We start from the raw sequence: 19,508 nt of genomic DNA on the forward strand, positions 1-19,508 counted from the left end.
CGTGCTATTCCCGTGGGTTTCGTGCCAGGCGTTGGCCTAGCTGCAGACGCCAGCGCACCGGCAATGCGCCGAGCAGGCGCAACACCCAGGTGAAAGCGCCGGGGAAGTTGATTTCCAGCGGGCGTTTGCCCAGGCGCGCGACGATGTGCCCGGCGGCACGCTCGGCGCTCCAGCGCTGTGGCATGGGGAAGTCGTTGCGCTGGGTCAAGGGCGTGTCGACGAAGCCAGGGCTGACGAGGGTGACATCAATGCCCTCGCGGACCAGGTCGATGCGCAGCGACTCCACCAGGTAACGCAAGGCCGCCTTGGACGCGCCATAGGCGCCAGCGCGGGGCAGGGCCAGCCAGCTCACCGAGCTGCCCACCACCACCAGGTGCGGGTGCTGGGCACGGCGCAGCAAGGGCAGGGCAGCGGCAAGGCAGTGGCTGGTGCCGATCAGGTTGGTGCGCATCACCCGTTCGACCAGCGCCGGGTCGAAGTGCCCTGGTTCCAGGTATTCGCAGGTGCCCGCGTTGAGGATCACCAGGTCGAGTGCACCCCAGGCATGCTCGATCTGCTCGGCGACCTTGGCGACCTGGCCCGGTTCGTCGTTATCGCCGATGGCCAGCATTGCCTGCTGCGCAAACCGCGCTGCTAAAGGTGCCAAGCGCTCGGCCTGGCGGCCACCCAAGGCCACCTGGTGCCCCTGCTCCAGCAAGCGCAGGGCCAGCGCCGCGCCCATGCCACTGCTGGCACCGGTCACCCAGCAGCGGCTCATGCCAGCCTGCCTTTGAGCCAGCGGACCGCGCTGCCCATGATCGGGACGTGCTCGTAAAGCAGCGCACCGGCGTCGAAGTAATCCTGATGAAAGTGAACCCGCTCGTGCCAACGCAGGTGGCTGCAGCCTTGCAGGCTGATCAGCGCGCCATTGCCTAGGCGAGGGTGGCGAAAATGCAAGGTCCAGCGCAGGTACCCGTGCCCCGGCTGCACTTCGTCGTAACCCTCGAAGGTGTAGCGTACCTCCTGCACGTTCGCGTACAGCTGCGCGAAGTACCCCCGCAGCGCAGGCAAGCCGCTGATCTGGTGCAGGGGGTCGCGAAAGGTCACGTCCTCGCTGTACAGGTCACCGAGCATGTCGAGGGTGTGCGCATCGAGGCTGGCAAAGCGTTCGGCGAAGGTTTGCAGGTAGCTGTGCATTCACTTTCCTGTACAAAAAAGTTTTCTTGTACAGGTATAGTTTAGCTTTCGCCGCAAAGCTATACAGGATGATTTTTTTGTACAGTTTTTACCCGGTGACCGCCAAACGGTGGCCTTATTCCGGTGCCTGCGCCCCGGCAATATGCCGCCCGGCCACGTAACCGAACGTCAGCGCCGGGCCCAGGTTGATGCCGCCTGAGGGGTACCAGCCGCCAAACACACTGGCCATGTCGGTACCGGCGGCATAAAGCCCGCCAATCGGCTGGCCTTGCTCATCCAGTACCCGTGCATGGCCATCGGTGCGCAAGCCGGCAAAGGTGCCAAAGCAACCGGGCTGAACCTTCACAGCATAGAACGGCCCTTGTTCGATCGGCGCCACGCATGGGTTCGGCCCGCTGTACGCCGGGTCACCCTGCTTGCGGTTGAACGGCGTGGAGCCGCGGCCGAAAGCCGGGTCTTGGCCATGGCGCGCGTGGCTGTTGTACTCCGCGACGGTGGCACTCAAGCCGACAGGGTCGATGCCGCAGGCGCGGGCCAATTGTTCGATGCTGGCACCGCGCTTGAGGTAGCCACTGCGCAGGTGCGGCCATACCGGCAACGGCGCAGGTCGGGCGTGACCGAGGCCGTAACGGCGCAGGAAGCGGTGGTCGCAGATCAGCCACGAGCAGGCTTCCTCGCCCGGCGGCACCGCCTCGAGCATGGCTGACACATAGTCGTAGTAGCCGTGCGCTTCGTTGACGAAGCGCCTACCGCTGGCCAACACGCCAATAACGCCGGGCTTGCCGCGTTCGATGATGTGCGGGAAGTGGCCGACGCTGCCGTCGCGGTGCGGCACTTTGGAGACCGGTGCCCAGGCCACTGCAGATTTCAGGTCGGTGGCCACCACACCGCCTGCCGATTCGCCAAGGCGCAGGCCATCGCCCGAGCAGGACTGCGGGGGCAGGGCGAGGTTGTCATGGCCACTGGCATCACGCGCAAACAGCTGCCGGCGCCGCGCACTGTCGTTGGGGAAGCCCCCGGCGGCGAGCACCACGGCTTTCGCGCGGACGGTAAGGTCACCCTGCGGTGTGCCTATCACGGCGCCGCGCACTTGACCGTGCTCAATCAGCAGGCGCTTGGCCGGGGCAGATTCCAGCAGCCGCACGCCCAGGTCTTCGGCCGATTTGGCCAGGCGCGCCACCAGAGCCACGCCGTTGACCAGGTGCATGGCCCGGCCATGGCGGGCGAGGTGGTACAGGTGGCGGCCAAAGCGCTTGCACACATGCAAGAAGGCCCGTGGCGAGCGGGTCATGTTGAGGAAGGCGGCCAGGTCAGGGCCGGCCATGATCGGCATGCCCATGAACGAGGTCTCGCGCAGGGTCTTGCGCAGGCGGGGCAACAGCGCGCCGACCTCGCGGGCATCATAGGGCGCGGCGATCACCTGGTGCCCACCGGTGGCGGCGCCGGGTGTGTCGCCATGCATGTCGGGGATGGCGTTGCCGTCGACAAACTGCAGCGCAGTGTGTTCCTCGAAAAAGGCGACCATGTGTGGGCAGGCCTCGAGGAAGGCATCAACCCGTTCAGCATCGTAATGCGTGCCCAATTCGTTACGCAGGTAGGTACGGGGCTGATCGATGTCTTCAACGATGCCGGCGCGGCGGGCCAGCGGGTTGCGTGGAACCCAGGCCCAGCCGCCGGACCAGGCTGTGGCACCGCCGAACACCGGCGCCTTCTCTACCAGCATCACGCGCTGCCCATGCCAGGCTGCCGTTACCGCTGCGGCCAGGCCGGCTGCGCCTGAGCCAATGACCAGAACGTCGTATTCGGCTTGCAAGGTGTCGGTAGGCATCGCAGGGTCTCCAGTATTATTATTGGAACGTGATTCCATATTCTTCATGTGGGACGGTGCCAGATGCAAGTGAGGACATGCATAACTGGTCGATAACCGGACACTTCAACGCCCGCCTGCTGCGCCGATGGCAGTGGCTGTGGAATCATCTTCCAGAATTCATCCATTTTTCAGGGACATTAGCCATGGCTGGTAGTCAGATCGAACGTGCCTTCAGTCTTGTAGAAAGCCTGACCGGAGAGCCTGAGGGCCTTGCCCTGCAGACGTTGGCCGAGCGCCTGGAGATCCCCAAGAGCGCCACCCACCGCATGCTGGCCGAGCTGATCCGCCTGGGCTACGTGCGGCAGAACCGCGACAACAGCCGCTATCAGCTGTCTGCCAAGCTGGTGGCGATGGGCTTTCGCTACCTGTCCAGCAGTGGCGCCGACATCATTCAGCCGATTCTTGACCGCCTTGCCCAGGACAGCGGCGAGCTGGTGCGCCTGGGCGTGATCGAAGGCAGCCGCCAGACCTGGATCGCCAAGTCTCAGGGCGCGCGCTCCGGCTTGCGCTACGACCCCGACATGGGCCGCGATGCCCCGCTGTTCTACACCGCCTCCGGGCATGCCTGGTTGGCCAGCCTGAGCGACGACGAGGCGCTGCAGATGGTCTTGCGCCAAGGCATCGCCGACCCGGCACAGTTCGGCCCGAATGCGCCGCGTTCCACGGATGAACTGCTGGGCTACCTACAGCGTGCACGGGAGCGTGGCTATGCCTGGGTCGAGCAGACCTCAGCGGTGGGCACGTCAGCGTTGGCCGCCGTGGTGCGGCGCCCACGCACTGACGAGGTGATCGGGGTGCTGAGCATCGCCGGCCCCAGCGCCCGGCTGGCGCAAGCGCGCCTGCCTGAACTGGCAGCACTCTTGTTGGCGGCGGTGGGCGAACTCTCGTCGGCCAGCCAGGCCAGTGAGCTGTTTGCCTAAAGCGTCGCCTGTTCATTAGTGGTCGATAACCGCACAGTCTGTGCAGGCGGCGCTTTTGAAAAGCGGACCCGAGTTCTAAATTGTCGATCATGAATTATGGAACACTGTTCCGTAATTTGTGCCCGACAACAATGACAAGAGGACAGTCCGTTGAATGCACCGCTTCGTATCGCCCTGATTGGCGCCGGTATCATGGGCCGCCAGCATTACCAGCACCTGCGCCAGCTGCCGCAAGCGCAGTTGTGCGCGGTGGCAGACCCCGGCCCGCAGGCTGAGGCTTTCGCCGCCGAATGCGGGGTGGCCTATTACGCCGATCACCGGCAGATGCTGGCCAGCGTCAAACCCGAGGCCGTGATCGTCGCCAACCCCAACAACCTGCACGTGGCCACCGCGCTCGATTGCATCGCAGCCGGCGTGCCGGTGCTGGTGGAAAAGCCTGTGGGCGTGCACCTGGACGAAGTCCGTGCGTTGATCGAAGCGTCCAAGTGCTGTGGCGTGCCAGTGCTGGTCGGCCACCATCGTCGGCACAACCCGCTGATCGCCCGCGCGCGCGGCCTGATCGCCGAGGGGGCGCTGGGTAGGTTGATCAATGTCACTGCGCTGTGGCAGTTGCAGAAGCCCGACAGCTACTTCGACACCCCCTGGCGCCGCGAGCCGGGCGCCGGTTTTTTGTTGACCAACCTGATCCACGACCTCGACCTGCTGCGCTACCTGTGCGGCGAGGTCGTGCAGGTGCAGGCGTTCACCCGCAACGATGTGCGTGGGTATGCCAATGAAGACAGCGCCGCTGTGCTGCTGCAGTTCGCCAACGGGGCGCTGGGCAGTCTGACGGGTTCGGACGCGGTGGCTGCCCCCTGGAGCTGGGAGTTGACGTCCGGCGAGAGCCCGATCTACCCGCGTCAGGACGGCCAGCCCTGCTACCTGCTGGCCGGCAGCCACGGCGCGCTGAGCATTCCGCAGCTCAAGCACTGGCAGTACGGCGAAGCAGGCTCCGGCTGGCACACACCCTTGCTGCAAAGTGGCGCCGAAACGCCGGCAGGTGAAGCGTTGACCTTGCAATTGCAGCACTTCATTCGCGTCGCCCGCGGTGAAGAGGCCCCCTTGACCGACGCTGCAGATGGTGGCCGCACGCTGGCCCTGGTCGAGGCGATCCGCCAGGCAGCCGAAAGCGGCCGGGCCTGTGCCCCCGAGACGATCGCCTGACGCGAGCCCCCTTCACACCTTTAATTGCCTTCAGGTAACGAACATGACTGACCGTATTTTTTCCCTTGCCGCGCTGACGGTGCTCGAGCTTTCGCCGCCGGCCATGGTGGAGGCCGCTGCCCGTGCTGGCTACAGCCACGTGGGCCTGCGTTTGGTGCCGGCTACCGCAGAGGAACAGCACTTCCCGCTGGTGGCCGACGCTGACCTGCGCCGGCAGACCCAGGCGCGCCTGCGCGACACTGGCATCAAGGTACTCGACCTGGAAATCCTGCGCCTCAAGCCCGAAACCTGTGTTGCCGATTTCGAAGCCATTCTGGCGGTGGGTGCCGAGCTGGGCGGGACCGAACTGCTGGTGGCCGGTAACGACCCGGACGAGGCACGCCTCACGGAGCGCTTTGCCGCACTGTGCGACCTGTCGGCGGGCTATGGCATCCATCCGCACTTGGAGTTCATGCCCTGGACTGATGTTCGCGACCTGCGCCAGGCCATGCGGGTGGTTGCCAACGCTGACCGGGCAAACGGCTGCGTTCTGGTGGACGCCTTCCATTTCAACCGCTCGGCTTCCTCACTCGACGACCTGGCCCACCTGGCACCGCAGCGCATGCGCTATGCGCAGCTGTGCGACGTGGCCGGCCCGGTGCCGGACGACATGGACGAGATCCTGCGCCAGGCCCGCAACGAACGGCGCTTCCCGGGTGATGGCGATGCTGATTTGATCGGCCTGTTGCGTGGCTTGCCGGCCACCGTACCGCTGAGCCTGGAGATTCCGACGCGGCAGTTACTGGAGCAGGGCGTGAGTGGCGAGCAGCGTGCGCGGATGGCGCTGGAGAAAGCCAAGGCGGTATTGGCGCGGGTTTGAGCTCAAGGGCCGCTATGCGGCGCAGAGAACAAAGATCGAAAGCGAGTCCCCACTCCTGTGGGAGCCGGCTTGCCGGCGATGCAGGCGCCGCGGTGTATGGCACCGGCTTCGCCGGTGTTCGCGGGTAAACCCGCTCCCACAGGTCCCTGCTAAATCTATTCGGTATGTGTTGTTCTGTGAAAGCTGGCTTGCCAGGCAAGGGCTGCAAAGCAGCGCATGACAGTAAACCTCAAGGCCGGTCCAAGTTAGGGCAAAGGTCCAATAGCCTGTCTGCAGGCAAAAAAAGAGGCTCCGAAGAGCCCCATAGAGGAAACCTGAAAGGCCTTTACGCGGCCTCGATCCCACGCGGTGCCATGAAGTACATCCACACCAGGGCAATGAAGTACATCACCGGAATCATGGTGAACAGCACCGCATAATTGTTGTGGGTGACCGTCAGCACGCTGCCGACGATCTGTGTCATGAACATGCCGCCGATGGCCGCGCACATGCTGCCGAAGCCGAACACCGTGCTCACCAGATGCTTGGGCGTGTAGTCCATGACCAGGCTCCAGATGTTCGCGGTCCAGGCCTGGTGCGCGCCGACCGCCACGGCGATGGCAAGCACCGCGACCCACAGGCCACTGGCGTGGGCAGCGAAGACCACGCTGACGATGGTGCAGGCAAAGATCAACATCGAGATCAACCGGGCACGGGTGGCGCGCACGCCGCGGCCGATCAGCCAGGACGACAGAATGCCGCCGCCGATGCTGCCGAAGTCTGCAGTCAGCCAGATCAGGATCAACGGGATGCCCATCTGGGTGACGCTGATGCCCAGGTCGTACTGCTGGTTGAGAAACGGCGGCAGCCAGTACAGGTAAAACCAGAACACCGGCGCCGTGATCGAGTAGGCCACGGCAAAGGCCCAGGTGCCGCGCTGGCGCAGGATGCGGCTGAACGGCACCGGTTTGGCTTCGGGCTCCACGTCTTGCTGGATATAGTCCAGCTCGCTCTGGCGAACGTGCGGGTGCGTCTCAGGGTTGAAATACTTCAAACCCCACAACACCACCCAGACCAAGCCGAGGCTACCCATGGCGATGAACGCGGCCTGCCAACCCCAGGCAGCGAGAATCAGCGGCAGCAGCGCCGGGGTGACCATGGCGCCGACGTTGGTGCCGGCGTTGAACAGCCCGGTGGCGATGGCGCGCTCGCCGGCGGGGAACCACAGGCGCGTGGTCTTTACACACGCTGGATAGTTGGCCGCCTCGGTCAGGCCCAGAATGAAGCGGCAGACCATGAAGCCTGCTGCCGAGGTCACCAGGCCATGGGCGCCGGTGGCCAGGCTCCACAGCAGGACGGCGCCGAAGAAGGCATGCTTTACCCCGACTTTGTCGATCAGCCGGCCCTGCAGCACAAAGCCGATGGCATAGCCGACCTGGAACCAGAAGTTGATGTTGGCGTAGTCCATCGCCGTCCAGCCCATGTCCTTGGCGAGAACGGGCTGCATGATGCCGAGGGCGGCACGGTCGATGTAGTTCAGGGTGGTGGCGAAGAACACCAGGGCAAGCATGCCCCAGCGGGTCTTGCCGACGGCGAAGGCGCCGCGCACCTTGTCGCCGATGGATCCATGGGCGAGGCGGGGGCTGGCAGTGTCGAACTTGGAAGGGGTCATGTGAAGTCGTTTCTTGAAATTGTTTTGAACGGCAATGCGTCTGGAACGCGGTTTTGCCCTGGGCAAGGCTGGGCGTGCAAGGTCATTTATGGTGAGCAGTGAAGGGGGGAGCGTCAATTCAAAGATGGGGCTACTGTTCGATGATCGAACAAAAGTGACGCGGCGTCTTCTGGCTGATTGCACAGTGCCATGCCTGCCAGGTAACCGAAGGTCATCCCAGGGCCAAGGGTGATACCGCCACTGGGGTAGTGCCCGCCCATGATGCTGTGCATGTCGTTGCCGACCGCGAACAGGCCAGGTATTGGGCGCTGCAGGCTGTCCATTACCTGTGCCGAAGCATCCGTGTGCAGGCCAGCGAAGGTGCCGAGGCTGCCGGGCAGCAGTTTTACCGCATGAAAGGGCCCGTGCAGCAGCGGCCTCAGCGACGGATTGGGCGCGTGCAAGGGGTCGCCCTGCGCACGGTTATACAGCGATGCGCCACGCTGGAAGTCCGGGTCCGTGCCCTGCGCCGCATGGTGGTTGAAATGTGCCACGGTGCGCTGCAGTTGCGCTGCGTCGATCCCGCAGCGTGCGGCCAGCTGCCCCAGGGTAGGGCCGCTGAACAGGTAGCCACGGCGCTCATAGAAGCCGGCAGGGAAGGGGAACGGCTTGGCCCAGCCGATGCCGTAGCGACGTTGCGCGGCGTGGTCACAGATCAACCAGGCTTCGTGCTCCTCACCGGGTGGCGTGGAGGTGAACAGTGCATTCATGAAGGCGTGGTAGCTGTCGGCCTCGTTGACGAACCGCCGACCGTCACCGCGCACGGCAATGAAACCCGGCTTGGCGCGGTCGATCAGGTGCGGGAAGTGGCCGAGGCTGCCGTCGCTTCGCGGCACCAGTGAGACCGGCGCCCAGGCCCCGGCGTGGGCCGCCGTGGTGGCGACCTGTGCGCCGACCTGTTCGCCCAGGCGCAGGCCGTCGCCATTGTTCTGCGGCGGCGCTGCGGAATAATGGCGATCGCCCTCAGGGGCATGGGGTATCAGCTGGGCGATGCGCTGGCGGTCATGGGGGAACCCGCCGCAGGCCAACACGACACCGCGTCGCGTATGGATCACCTGGCCATCGCTGAACTGCACGCCTGTGATACGCCCATCCCTCAGCAAGCCTGTGGCCTGCCGGTCATGCAACAGCGTCACGCCCAGGTCGAGGGCACTGCGCAGCAGGCGCGCCACCAGCGCGTTGCCGTTGACCAACTGCAGGCCGCGACGGTGCAGCAGCAAGTCGCGCCCATGGCGCAGCAGGCGTTTGCCGACGTGCCAGGCCGCCTTGGGTGAGCGGCTGGCGTTGAAGAAGGCGGCCATGTCTGCGCCACCGGCGATGCCCATGCCGGCCAGGCTGACGATATCCAGGGGCGGCCGTAGCCGGTGGATCCAGTGCCCAAGCAGGCGCCCGTCGAACGGCTGCGCACACAGGGAGCGCCCGCCACGCGCACTGCCATCCCCCTCGTGCATGTCGGGCATTTTCGTCCCGGACTGGAACTGCACGGCGGTATGTCGCTGGAAGAACGCCACCATCTCGGGTCCATGGCGCAAAAACGCCTGCTGGCGAGGGTCCAGTTCGGCGACGTGGGTCTGTGCGCGCAGGTAGCGTTCGGGCGCATCGTCGGCTTCGACGGTGCCTTCGGCGATCGCCAGCGGGTTGCGGGGTATCCATAACCAGCCCCCCGACCAGGCGCTGGTGCCGCCGAACTGGCTGGCCTTTTCCGCGACGATCACCTTCAGGCCGTGATGGGCGGCGGTTACTGCGGCAGCCAGGCCAGAGGCGCCGGAGCCGAGGACAAGTACGTCACATTCCAGGGGTTGCATGGAGGGGCTCCGGTCAGGTGGGAGGGTGCGTCAGTTACTGCAGCGGCGAAAAGCCGGTGGGCCGCATCAACCGCGACTGCAACCGCAACACTGCGCCCAGCTCGCGATTGCGCTGCGAGAACTCCGCCCAGCGCGGGTCCGCCGCCATCGCCGCGCGGCGCTGCATGCGGTCGTCGAGGCTGCTGTAGGCCCACAGGTGCACCACCTGGTTGACCTCGCCGAATTCACTGGTAAAGAAACCGACCAGCTTGCCCAGGTGCTCGCTCTGCACCGCCAGCGCGTGGCTTTGGTACAGGGCCAGCCAGTCGGCCATTTTCAGAGGGTCGAGGGTGTAGGTTCTCAGTTCGTAGTACATGCGTTTGTCTCCAGAGGGTGGGCCTGCGCCTGCAGGCGGTTGGCAATATGGCTGGCGGCGATCCAGCCGAAGGTGAGGGCAGGGCCAAGGGTGATGCCTGGGCCGGGGTAGGTGCCGTTCATCAATGAGTTCATGTCGTTGCCCGTTGCATAAAGGCCGGCAACCGGCGTACCGGCGCGGTTGAGCACGTTGGCATGGGCGTCGGTCACCAGGCCGCGTGCCGAGCCCAGGTCGCCGGTGTGGAGCTGGATGGCGTAGAAGGGCGCTTTGACCAGGGGCGCGAGGCAGGGGTTGGGCGTGTGATGCGGGTCGCCCATGTAGCGGTTGTAGCTGTTGCCGCCTTTGTCGAATGCGCGGTCGATGCCGTTGCGGGCGTCGGCGTTGAAGCGCTCCAGCGTCGCCTGCAATGCCTGAGGGTCGACGCCGATGGCCTCGGCCAGGGCGTGCGGTGTGTCGCCGCGGTACAGGTAGCCGGCGTCGATCAGTGCCGCGTTGTTCACAGGTTTCGGGCGTGCCAGGCCCAGGCCGTAGCGGTTCATGGCCTCGGCGTCGCAGATCAGCCAGCAGGTGGTGAGGTTGCTGGCGAACATGGTCTGCACGAAGTGATGGTAGGAGTTCGACTCGTTGACGAAGCGCTGCCCGGCCGGGTTGATCGCGATCACCCCCGGTTTGGCACGGTCGGTGACCAGGTGCGGGAAGCGTTCGCGCTCACCATTGGCATGGCGCAATTCGGAAACGGGTGCCCAGAAGAAGTTAGCGGCCAGCCCCTCGCCGTGGGCAGCATCCACCGCTTCACCCAGGTGCAGCGCGGCGCCGTCGTTGGTTGGCGGCGACATGGTCAGGTGCGGCGCATTAACGCCCGGGCGGTAGGCGGCAGCCAGTTCGCCGGCTGCGAAGCCGCCCATGGCGCAGACCACGCCACCCCGGGCACGCACCTGCACGCGCCGGCCTTCGTGCTGCACCACCACGCCAGTCACCGCGCCGTGCTCGACGATCAGCGCCTTAGCCTCGCTGCGCAGCCACAGTTGCGTGCCATGGGCAAAGGCCGTGGTGGCCAGGCGTGCAATCAGCGCATTGCCGGTGGTCAGGCGGGTGCCACGGTGGTGGCGAAGGCGGTCCAACGCATAGCGCGCCATCAACTTCAGGCAATGCCACAGGGAGCGTGGTGATTTGCGCAGGCCAAGAAAATGCTGGATATCCACACGGTTGACCATCATCCCGCCGAACAACAGCATGCCCGGCGGCGGCATTTTCAGGTCCTTGAAGCGCGGGCCGAGGCGGCGGCCGTCGTATTCGACCATTTCCAGTGCTCGGCCGAACTGGGTGGCGCCGGGCTCATCCGGGTAATAGTCCGGTGAGTGCGGGCGCAGGGCATAGCGCAGTTCGGTGTGGCGCTCCAGCCAGCGCAGCGCTTCATGCCCGCGTGCAATGAAGGCGTCTACCAGCGGTGCGTTGTAGCCGGCACCAATTACGGTTTTCAGGTAGGTGCGCATGGCTTCGGGGGAGTCTTTGGCGCCGGCTGCACGGGCTTGATCGGTGCCATACACCCATGCCGCACCGCCGGAAATCGCCGACGTGCCGCCGAAGGTGTCGGCTTTCTCCACGACCAGTACTTTCAGGCCAAGGCTGGCAGCTGTGGCGGCGGCGGCAAAGCCCCCGGCACCACTGCCGAGGACCACCAAGTCGTACACCGGTTGCGCGTGTTCGGTAGCGGCCATGGCTCAGATCTCCAGCGGGGTGACGCCCATGAAGGCGCCGAGGTGGCCGAGTTGGGCAAAGGCCATCTGCGGGCCAGTCTGGATCGCACAGCCCCGGTCGCGTGCCTGCTGCAACAGCGGGGTGATTTCTGGCGAGGTGACCACGTCGGCAACCAACGTGGAGGGTTGCAGGGTTGTCAGCATCGGCGCTGGCAGCGGCAACTCATCGGTGCTGCCCATGCCAACCGGCGACGCGTTGACCACCAGGTCGAACGCTTCCAGCGAGCGGTAGTGGGTGGCGATTTCGAGACTGGGGAAGGCTGTGCCGAGTACTTCGCAAAGCGCGCCAACGCGGATAGCGCTGGGGTCGCTCAGGATGATCTGGCGCACGCCCGCTTCGCCCAGTGCATAGGCAATTGCACTGCCCACCCCACCACAACCAATCACCAGCGCGCGTTTGCCTGCCGGTTGAAAGCCCTGTTTGCGTGCGGCGCCAAGAAAGCCTGCGCCGTCGACATTGTCGCCGAGCAGGCGGCCGTCACTGTGGCGGCGCACCACGTTGACCGAACCCAGTGCGGCGGCGCGCGCACTGAGGCCGTCCAGGCGTGCGGCCAGTGCCTGTTTGTAGGGCACGGTGACCACGCAACCGCGCAGGTTCTGCCAGCCGCGCAGGCTGCCGACAAAGGCTTCCAGCGCAGTCTCTTGCAGGTCGATGGGGAGCATTGCCAGGTCGCAGCCGTTGCTGGCGAACCAGGTGTTGAAGTTTTCAGGCGATTTCACCTGGGTGATGGGTGAACCGACGATGGCGACCAGTTCTGTCGAACCCCGAATCATGCTGACCTCCGTGCTTGCTGTTGTTGTGCAGCAAGGGTGACCGGGTACAGGGCGCGGGAAAATGCGCTTGTCGGGCGGGTAGTGCGATAATCGCAGTCAGGTAGCGATTATTGGCGGGTAATACCAAAAAATGTCCGTCATAAACACGCTCCCTCACTGTAGGAGCAGCCTTGTGCTGCGAAGAGGCCAGTAAAAACAGCGAAGATCGAGGGTGTTGCCACCGGCCTCTTCGCAGCACAAGGCTGCTCCTACCCGGGCTCGCGCATCACTGGAGAACCCCCATGGACAAACCCGATATCCACCCCCGCGACCTGATCGTGGGCTTGCAGAAAGGCCTGGCATTGATGCAACTGTTCAGCGTCGATCAGCCACGCCTGACCGTGCCGCAGGCAGCCAGGCAATCGGGCCTGACCCCCAGTGCCGCGCGCCGCTTCCTGCTGACGTTGGTACACGAAGGCTTTGCCGACACCGACAGCCGCCAGTACTGGCTCACGCCCAAGGCGCTGCGCATCGGCCAGGCCTACGTGGACTCGGCACAATTGCCGCGCATGCTGCGGCCCATCGTCGAGCAGGTGGCGCGGCAGACCCAGGAGCATGTCTCGGTCGGCACCCGTGACGGCGATGAAATCATCCACCTGGTGCGCAGCCGCTACAGCCACATCGCCTCGTTGTCGATCAGGCCCGGCTCGCGGGTGCCGATGTACTGCACCGCCGGCGGGCGAATCTGGCTGGCAGCACTGGAGGAGGCCGCGCGCGATGACTACTTCTCACGCAACCCGCTCCGCCCGCTCACGCCCTATACCCAGACCGATCGGGCGCTGCTGGAAGCAGAGTTGCAGCGCGTGCGCCAGCAGGGCCACAGCATCGTCGACCAGGAATACGAAATCGGCATGCGCGTGCTGGGTGTACCGCTGCTGGACCGTAGCGGCCAGCTGAAGGCGACGCTGACGATCACCACCCACGCCTCGCGGTTGAGCGTCGACGAGATACGGCTGCGCTACCTGCCACCGCTCTACGAGGCGCAGGCGTTGTTGAAGCCGGTGGTGGGCTGATTGTTGCGCTGTCAGCCAGCGGGCTACAGCTTGAACGTCAATTGTGGATAATGGGCCTAGCTGACGAGTCTTATCGTGCCCGTCATATGCAGCAATCGCCTACGCATGCTTCACAATCTTTTTATTTATATAACAACAAGATAAGGATATTTCAGATGACGATCGAACGCCTGCACACTAACGCTCGCATGAGCCTTGTGGTCAAGCACCAAGGCACCGTGTACCTGTCCGGTGAGGTTGCCAACGATTTTGCGGGCGATGTGCAGCAGCAAACCCGTGAAACCTTGCAGAACATCGAGCGATTGCTCGACCAGGCCGGCACAGACAAGACACGGATTTTGTCCGCAACCCTTTACCTCAAAGACATCGATGCCGACTTCGCGGGCATGAATCAGGTGTGGGATCAATGGTTGCCGCAGGGGTGTGCGCCAGCGCGCGCAACGGTGCAAGCCAAGTTGTATGACCCTGCCGTGCTGGTCGAAATCTCGATTATCGCAGCGCTCCCTGACGCTTGACCGCCCGCTGGCAAGCCAACACGCAGGTGCAACGCTGCCCTTGAGAGCAGCGCTTGCCTGTAGGAGCTGGCTTGCCTGCGATCACCGGCAAAGCCGGTGCCATGCACCGAGGTGCCTTCATTGCCGACAGGCCTGGACAATCTTCTTCTGCCGAACGGAACTACCGCCCAGGCCACGCTTTCTCAAGGCTAGCTGCCTGCTTTGAAAGTGGCGCGATATTCGCATCCAAGTGAATAACGCTAGCCGCTTGCGAGCGCAGGGCGTTGTGTTGGGAAGTAGGAGGTAGACATGTCTGACAGGAGCAGCCTCAGGAGCAGAGCGACGGTGCTGTGCTTTCGCAGTGGCAAAATACTCCTGGTGCGTAGAAAGGCCGGGAAATGGGGCTTTCCGGGGGGCGGTGTGGGCACGAATGAGGCACCGTTGCACGCCGCCAGCCGAGAGCTGAAAGAGGAAACAGGGATTTGCCGTGAGCGCCTGGTGGCGCTATGCACGCTGCAAGTCGGTAACACCCTCCATTACATTTTTACCCTTCAGCTGGACGATCAGGATAAACCGGTGCCGAAGAATGAGATCGTCGCTTGCAAGTGGATTGAGCGCGATGCACTGAATACCTCCCTCCTAAAGCCCGCCGCTGCGGCACTGCTGCGTAGCGAACTGCCGGCGCTGTGTGCTTGACCCGAGTCACGCAGGGCAGGGCGCTTGGTTAGCCGTCACGGCGTTTTCGGCCTGCTTCATAACGCGACAGAAGAGGCTGCACGCTTAACCCATGCACGACAATACTCAGCGCCACCACCGACAGCGTGAGGTTGGTGATGGCCGCGGCATCGCTGGTGGTCAGGCCGTGGTTTACCGAGTAGAACAGGTAGTAAAGGCTGCCGATACCACGTATGCCGAACCAGCCCAGCATGCCGCGCTGGCGAAGGTCCAGCAAGCCACGCCCTGGGATGATCAGCGTACTCAATGGCCGAATGAACACGAACAGCGCCGCGCCTACGGTCAGTGCGCGCCAGTCCCAGTGCTCGATCAACACGACACCGAGCAAGGTCACCAGAAACACCTCCATCGCCCGCTCCACAAGCCCACCAAACGAGAGCATGTCGCCCAGCATGATGCCGGCTGCGACCTGCGTGTCTTCCAGCGCGGCGATATCGCCTTTGACCGCGTGCTCCGGGGCGACATGCTGGTGGCCAACCACAGGCTGCACAAGGTGTTCTGCAGGCGCTTGTGGGGTAGGGCTGGCGTGAACTTCGGCCTGTCGCAGGCCCAGCCCGGCAGCGAACACGGCGAGAAACCCATAGCCATGGATCAGGTCGGCGACCACATAAGCCATCGCGATCAACGCCAGCGCCAGGTAGTCGTTGGGCGAGAGGGTGCTGTCCTCGTGCCGGGTGCGCAGGTACAGGGTCAGGTGCCCTAGGCCGCGCCCCATCCAGTAGCCACTGAGCAAGCCGGCGGGCACCGCCCACAGCACGTCTTGCCACAACCAGTCAGTCAGCCATTGGCTGCCTGCTGCGCCCTGCACAAGCAGCAAGCCCAGGATTACGAACGGAAAGGCGACCCCATCGTTGAGCCCTGCCTCCCCCGACAGGCTGAAGCGCACGCGGTCGTAGTCCTGCGCGTCATTGACCTGGACCAAGGTGGCCAGCACCGGATCGGTCGGGGCCAAGATGGCGCCGATCAACACCGACACCCCCCAGCCCAGGTTCAGGCCGTAATGCAGCACCAGGCTGACCCCGGCGATGCAAGCCAGCATGACCGGCCCGGCCAGGAAAACCGCCACCCGCCAGCTGCGGCTGCTCAGCGGCAGGCGCAGCTTGAGGCCGCTGACAAACAGGGAAAACAGCACGGCGACCTCGGTCAGGTGCTCCATCCAGCCGTGCGCATCGGGCAGCTCGAGCTGCAGCAAGCCGAGGCCACCGGGGCCCAGCGCGACGCCCAGGGCCAGGCACACGACCGAGGTTGTGACCGGGATCCAGCGCAGGTAAGAGGAGGTCAACGCCAGCAGCAACAAGACTGCGCCGAGCATGGCCACCCAGACGATGAAGCTCATGTGCGCAGTGCCTCCACGGCGTCGGGCTCTGGGGCTGGCGCAGGCAGGTAGCTTTGCTAGCCACCGGCTGGGTCAGACACTCAGTCTAGTCGTCGCCCGAACTGCGGCAGGTGACAAGGCCGCCGGCGACCCTGCCTCAGGCTCGCGCATTGTTGGCCGCACCGGCAGTACTGCGGCCTGTAGCTGCTTGCCAACGGCGTGATCGAACGAAAGCCTACCGTCTATCTGACGCTCCTCGATGATACGCCCGGCGTCCAACACGACCACCCGCTGGCAGAAGAAGCGCACCAGGCTCAGGTCATGGGTGATCAGCAAGAATGCGGTGCCGTGCTCGCGTCGAAGTGCATCCAGGCGCTGCAGCAGCTGCAGTTGCAACACCCGGTCCAGGTTTGACAAGGCCTCGTCCAGTATTACCAGTTTGGGTGAGATGGCCAGCGCGCGGGCGATATTGGCGCGCTGCAGCTGGCCACCACTGAGTTGGTGCGGCAGGCGCTCGGCATGCTCGCTGCGCAGGCCCATGTGCTCTAGGAGCTCCACGGTACGGGCGTTGCGTGCAGCTTCGTCCAGCTCGCTCAGGTGACGCAACGGCTCGGCAATGCTCCAGCCGATGCTGCGTTGCGGGTTGAACGCGCTGGGCGCGTCCTGGAGTACCAACTGAACGGCGCGCAAGAAAGCACGGGCCTCACCGCCGCGCAGTCGGCTGACCTCTTGGCCGGCAAATGTCACCTGGCCACACGCGGGTTTCTCCAGGCCGAGCAGTAACCGAGCAAGCGTGCTCTTGCCGCTGCCGCTGCTGCCGAGCAGGCCAAGCGACTCACCGGGCTGCAGCTCAAGCTCAATGCCGTCGAGCACCTGCAGCCAGCCGCGTCTGCTCAGTAGCCCTCCGCAACGGTAGCCATGCCCGAGTTGGTTAACGTGCAGGAGGCTCATGGCTGGCTCCCGTTTAGTAGCTGATGGGCTTCAAGCAGGGTGCGGGCGGTGGCGCTGGCCGGTTGATCGAACAGGCCATGCACTGTTTGCCGCTCGACGACGCGCCCCGCTTCCATCACCGCGACATGGTCTGCGCAGCGGGCAACCACCCCCATGTCATGGGTCACCAACAGCACGCCAAGCCTGTGCTGCTGCACCAGCTTCATGAGCAGGTCGAGAAAGCGCGCCTGGCTCACGGCGTCGAGGTCGCTGGTGGGCTCGTCCGCCAACAGAAAGGGGCTTTCGGCCATGAGCGCAAGGGCGATCATCATGCGCTGCAACATGCCACCGCTGAGCTGGAACGCGAACGACTGCAGGACCCGACTGCGGTCATCCAACCCCACGGCCTCCAGGCATTCATCCATCCGCGTACGTGCAGCGCTGCCGACGACCCCTCGCAGTTTCAGGGTTTCCTGGGCATGGCTAGCCATGTTGCGCACAGGGTTGAATGCACTGCGTGGGTTCTGCAGGATCAGGCTGGCAAGCTGCCCACGCACCTGATCGGCCGCCAATGGCTTGCCATCGTGCAGCAACTGGCCGCGTGTACGGCGCAGGCCTGGCGGCAGCAGGTCAAGCAAACCCAGGCAACTGAGCGATTTGCCCGATCCGCTGTGACCGACCAGGGCACAGACTTCACCTCGGCGCAGCTGCAGGTCGACGTCGTCCACTAACACGCCAGCACGCCCTTCGATACACAGGCCTTTGAGCTGTAACGTCGACACGGGCATTCAATGAGCCTCCTGGGTTGGGTCCAGGCGATCACGCAACGCATCGCCCAGCAGGTTGAACGCCATCACCGAGAAGAAGATCATCAGCCCGGGCAACAGCAGCAGTTGCGGCTGGGTCCAGATGAACTCCTTGGCATCGTTGATCATCACCCCCCATTCGGCACTGGGCGGGGTGACGCCAAGGCCGAGGAAGGACAGCCCCGAGACATGCAGCATCATGTGCCCGATGTCCATCGTGGCCAGCACCAGCAAGGGGCCGGCAATGTTCGGCAGCACATGCTGGCGCAGCCGTGCCCAACGTGAGGCACCGGCCAGGCGTGATGCCATCACGTATTCGCGGCCGCGTTGGGCGATGACCATGCCGCGCACCATGCGCGCATACCATGCCCAGTGCGACAGGGCGATGGCAATGATCACGTTGCTCAGGCCAGTACCCAGCAGGGTGACGAAGAAGAACGCCAGCACCAGCGTGGGGAAGGTCATGAACATGTCGCACAGGCGCATCAGCAGCAGGTCGACCTTGCCACCGACAAAACCGGACACCCCGCCCACCAGCAGGCCCAGAAACAGCACCAGCGCCAGTGTCAGCACTACGCTGCCCAGCGACAGCCGTGTGCCGACGATCAACCGGGACAGCACGTCGCGGCCAAGGTGGTCGGTGCCCAGCCAGTGGCTGCTGTCCGGTGGCAGCAGGCGTCGGCCGAGGTCGACCAGGTCCGGGTCGTGCGGGGCAAGCCATTGGCCAAACACGGCCAACATGCAGAGCACGCTGACCAGTACCAGCCCTGCAATCAGGTTGGCCTGGCCGGCCAGCGTAGCGCGACGGAAGATGGCCAGTACACTCATGCGTCGACCCCTTCAAGACGGCTGCGAGGGTCGAGCCAGGCATAACAGACATCCACCACCAGGTTGCAGACCATCAGCAGGCCTGTCAGCAGCAGGGTGAAGCACTGCATGACCGGAAAGTCGCGGTTGAGCACCGCCGACACCGCGAAGCGGCCTACGCCCGGCCAGGCGAAGATGGTCTCGATTACCAGTGCCCCGCCGATCAATTCCCCGATGTGCATACCGGTGGCCGTGACGAAGGGTAGCCAGGCGTTGCGCAGCACGTGGTCACGCCATACCCGGCGCTCGGGCAGCCCGCGGGCACGGGCGTAGGTGACATAACGCTGGCCGCTGGCCTCCAGCAGGCTTGCCCGCAACAGGCGGGCGTTGATCGACATCGACATCAGGGCAATCGCCAGTACCGGCATCACCAGATGCCCGGCACTGCCGCGGCCCAGTGGCGGTAACCAGCCCAGCCAGAGGGAAAACAGCGCAATCAGCAGAAACGCCAGCCAGAAGTTGGGCATCGAGACACCCAGGAACGTCACCGCGCGGACGGCGTGATCGGGCCAGCGCCCTTGCCAGCGCGCAGCCACCAGGCCAAGCGGAATCGACAGCAGCAGGGTGCAGGCCAGGGCCAGGCCGCCCAGTTGCAAGGTGGCGGGCAGGTAGTAAAGGAGGTCGTCGAGCACCGGCCGCCCCGTGAGGTATGAAATACCGAAGTCCAGCTGCACGGCCTTCCCGAGCCAGGTCAGGTACTGCTCAAGCAACGGCCGGTCGAGGCCCAAGGTATGGCGGACTTCGGCAATGGCCGCGTCAGTCGGCGGGATGTGCGACAGGCGAAGGTAGTCCAGGGCCGGGTCGGTGCTGCCCAGGTGCAGCAGCACGAAGACCAGCAGTGAAACACCGAGCATTACCGGTACCAGCAGTGCCAGCCGCAACAGGATATAGCGCAGCATG

General features: G+C 64.6%; 19 protein-coding genes. 6 read left to right on the top strand and 13 right to left on the bottom strand.

Annotation, left to right across the window (positions count from 1 at the left end; genetic code table 11):
- Positions 1–4: 4 nt before the first annotated feature.
- The 3 genes from D886_RS0123605 to D886_RS0123615 all read right to left on the bottom strand — a co-directional run bounded on the left by D886_RS0123605 (position 5) and on the right by D886_RS0123615 (position 3,004).
- Positions 5–757, bottom strand: coding sequence for an SDR family oxidoreductase (locus D886_RS0123605; RefSeq protein WP_027596245.1), 753 nt, complete (start codon positions 755–757; stop codon positions 5–7).
- The gene (locus D886_RS0123610; RefSeq protein ID WP_027596246.1) at positions 754–1,176 is read right to left on the bottom strand and encodes a nuclear transport factor 2 family protein; all 423 of its coding nucleotides are present in this window, start codon (positions 1,174–1,176) and stop codon (positions 754–756) included. Before D886_RS0123610 ends, D886_RS0123605 begins: the two co-directional genes overlap by 4 nt.
- Before the next feature lie 115 nt (positions 1,177–1,291).
- On the bottom strand, positions 1,292–3,004 hold the full coding sequence (locus tag D886_RS0123615) for an FAD-dependent oxidoreductase (RefSeq protein WP_027596247.1): 1,713 nt from the start codon (positions 3,002–3,004) through the stop codon (positions 1,292–1,294).
- A gap of 185 nt (positions 3,005–3,189) precedes the next feature.
- On the opposite strand from D886_RS0123615, the gene D886_RS0123620 reads away from it, so the two are divergent.
- From D886_RS0123620 to D886_RS0123630, 3 genes are all read left to right on the top strand, one after another.
- Positions 3,190–3,966 (top strand): IclR family transcriptional regulator, encoded by a 777-nt coding sequence (locus D886_RS0123620; protein ID WP_027596248.1) that lies wholly within the window; start codon positions 3,190–3,192, stop codon positions 3,964–3,966.
- A gap of 150 nt (positions 3,967–4,116) precedes the next feature.
- A complete protein-coding gene (locus D886_RS0123625; protein ID WP_027596249.1) occupies positions 4,117–5,169 on the top strand; it encodes a Gfo/Idh/MocA family protein in 1,053 nt (350 codons plus the stop codon).
- Between the two features lie 43 nt (positions 5,170–5,212).
- Entirely contained in the window at positions 5,213–6,028 is an 816-nt protein-coding gene (locus D886_RS0123630) for a sugar phosphate isomerase/epimerase (RefSeq protein WP_027596250.1), read from the top strand.
- A gap of 325 nt (positions 6,029–6,353) precedes the next feature.
- On the opposite strand, the gene D886_RS0123635 is transcribed toward D886_RS0123630, so the two are convergent.
- The 5 genes from D886_RS0123635 to D886_RS0123655 all read right to left on the bottom strand — a co-directional run bounded on the left by D886_RS0123635 (position 6,354) and on the right by D886_RS0123655 (position 12,409).
- Positions 6,354–7,679 (bottom strand): MFS transporter, encoded by a 1,326-nt coding sequence (locus D886_RS0123635; protein WP_027596251.1) that lies wholly within the window; start codon positions 7,677–7,679, stop codon positions 6,354–6,356.
- Between the two features lie 113 nt (positions 7,680–7,792).
- Positions 7,793–9,523, bottom strand: a complete 1,731-nt coding sequence (locus D886_RS27235) for an FAD-dependent oxidoreductase (protein WP_081717546.1) — start codon at positions 9,521–9,523, stop codon at positions 7,793–7,795.
- Positions 9,524–9,557: 34 nt separating this feature from the next.
- Entirely contained in the window at positions 9,558–9,878 is a 321-nt protein-coding gene (locus D886_RS0123645; protein ID WP_027596252.1) for an NIPSNAP family protein, read from the bottom strand.
- Positions 9,863–11,596, bottom strand: a complete 1,734-nt coding sequence (locus D886_RS0123650; RefSeq protein WP_027596253.1) for an FAD-dependent oxidoreductase — start codon at positions 11,594–11,596, stop codon at positions 9,863–9,865. Before D886_RS0123650 ends, D886_RS0123645 begins: the two co-directional genes overlap by 16 nt.
- A 3-nt stretch (positions 11,597–11,599) precedes the next feature.
- A complete protein-coding gene (locus tag D886_RS0123655) occupies positions 11,600–12,409 on the bottom strand; it encodes a shikimate dehydrogenase (protein ID WP_027596254.1) in 810 nt (269 codons plus the stop codon).
- A gap of 281 nt (positions 12,410–12,690) precedes the next feature.
- Between D886_RS0123655 and D886_RS0123660 the strand changes: the two genes are divergently transcribed.
- From D886_RS0123660 to D886_RS0123670, 3 genes are all read left to right on the top strand, one after another.
- Positions 12,691–13,461 carry an IclR family transcriptional regulator C-terminal domain-containing protein gene (locus D886_RS0123660; RefSeq protein WP_027596255.1) on the top strand — a complete coding sequence of 257 codons (771 nt, stop codon included), beginning with the start codon at positions 12,691–12,693 and terminating at the stop codon, positions 13,459–13,461.
- 155 nt (positions 13,462–13,616) lie between these two features.
- Positions 13,617–13,976: a RidA family protein gene (locus D886_RS0123665; protein WP_027596256.1), complete on the top strand. Its 360-nt coding sequence runs from the start codon at positions 13,617–13,619 to the stop codon at positions 13,974–13,976.
- Between the two features lie 288 nt (positions 13,977–14,264).
- Positions 14,265–14,651, top strand: a complete 387-nt coding sequence (locus D886_RS0123670; protein WP_027596257.1) for an NUDIX domain-containing protein — start codon at positions 14,265–14,267, stop codon at positions 14,649–14,651.
- 28 nt (positions 14,652–14,679) lie between these two features.
- Here D886_RS0123670 and D886_RS0123675 read toward each other — a convergent pair whose 3' ends face one another.
- From D886_RS0123675 to nikB, 5 genes are all read right to left on the bottom strand, one after another.
- Complete coding sequence (locus tag D886_RS0123675) at positions 14,680–16,026, bottom strand: sodium:proton antiporter (RefSeq protein ID WP_027596258.1); 1,347 nt, start codon at positions 16,024–16,026, stop codon at positions 14,680–14,682.
- Between the two features lie 72 nt (positions 16,027–16,098).
- The gene (nikE, locus tag D886_RS27240) at positions 16,099–16,956 is read right to left on the bottom strand and encodes a nickel import ATP-binding protein NikE (RefSeq protein WP_081717547.1); all 858 of its coding nucleotides are present in this window, start codon (positions 16,954–16,956) and stop codon (positions 16,099–16,101) included.
- A complete protein-coding gene (nikD, locus tag D886_RS0123685; RefSeq protein ID WP_027596259.1) occupies positions 16,953–17,723 on the bottom strand; it encodes a nickel import ATP-binding protein NikD in 771 nt (256 codons plus the stop codon). The genes nikE and nikD overlap by 4 nt, the downstream gene beginning before the upstream one ends.
- Positions 17,724–18,569, bottom strand: a complete 846-nt coding sequence (gene nikC / locus D886_RS0123690; RefSeq protein ID WP_027596260.1) for a nickel ABC transporter permease subunit NikC — start codon at positions 18,567–18,569, stop codon at positions 17,724–17,726.
- A complete protein-coding gene (gene nikB / locus D886_RS0123695) occupies positions 18,566–19,507 on the bottom strand; it encodes a nickel ABC transporter permease subunit NikB (protein WP_027596261.1) in 942 nt (313 codons plus the stop codon). The genes nikC and nikB overlap by 4 nt, the downstream gene beginning before the upstream one ends.
- Position 19,508 lies beyond the last annotated feature (1 nt).

Origin of the sequence: Pseudomonas sp. LAIL14HWK12:I7, assembly GCF_000483465.1 — a bacterium.
In the GTDB taxonomy this organism is placed as follows: Bacteria; Pseudomonadota; Gammaproteobacteria; order Pseudomonadales; family Pseudomonadaceae; genus Aquipseudomonas; species Aquipseudomonas kermanshahensis.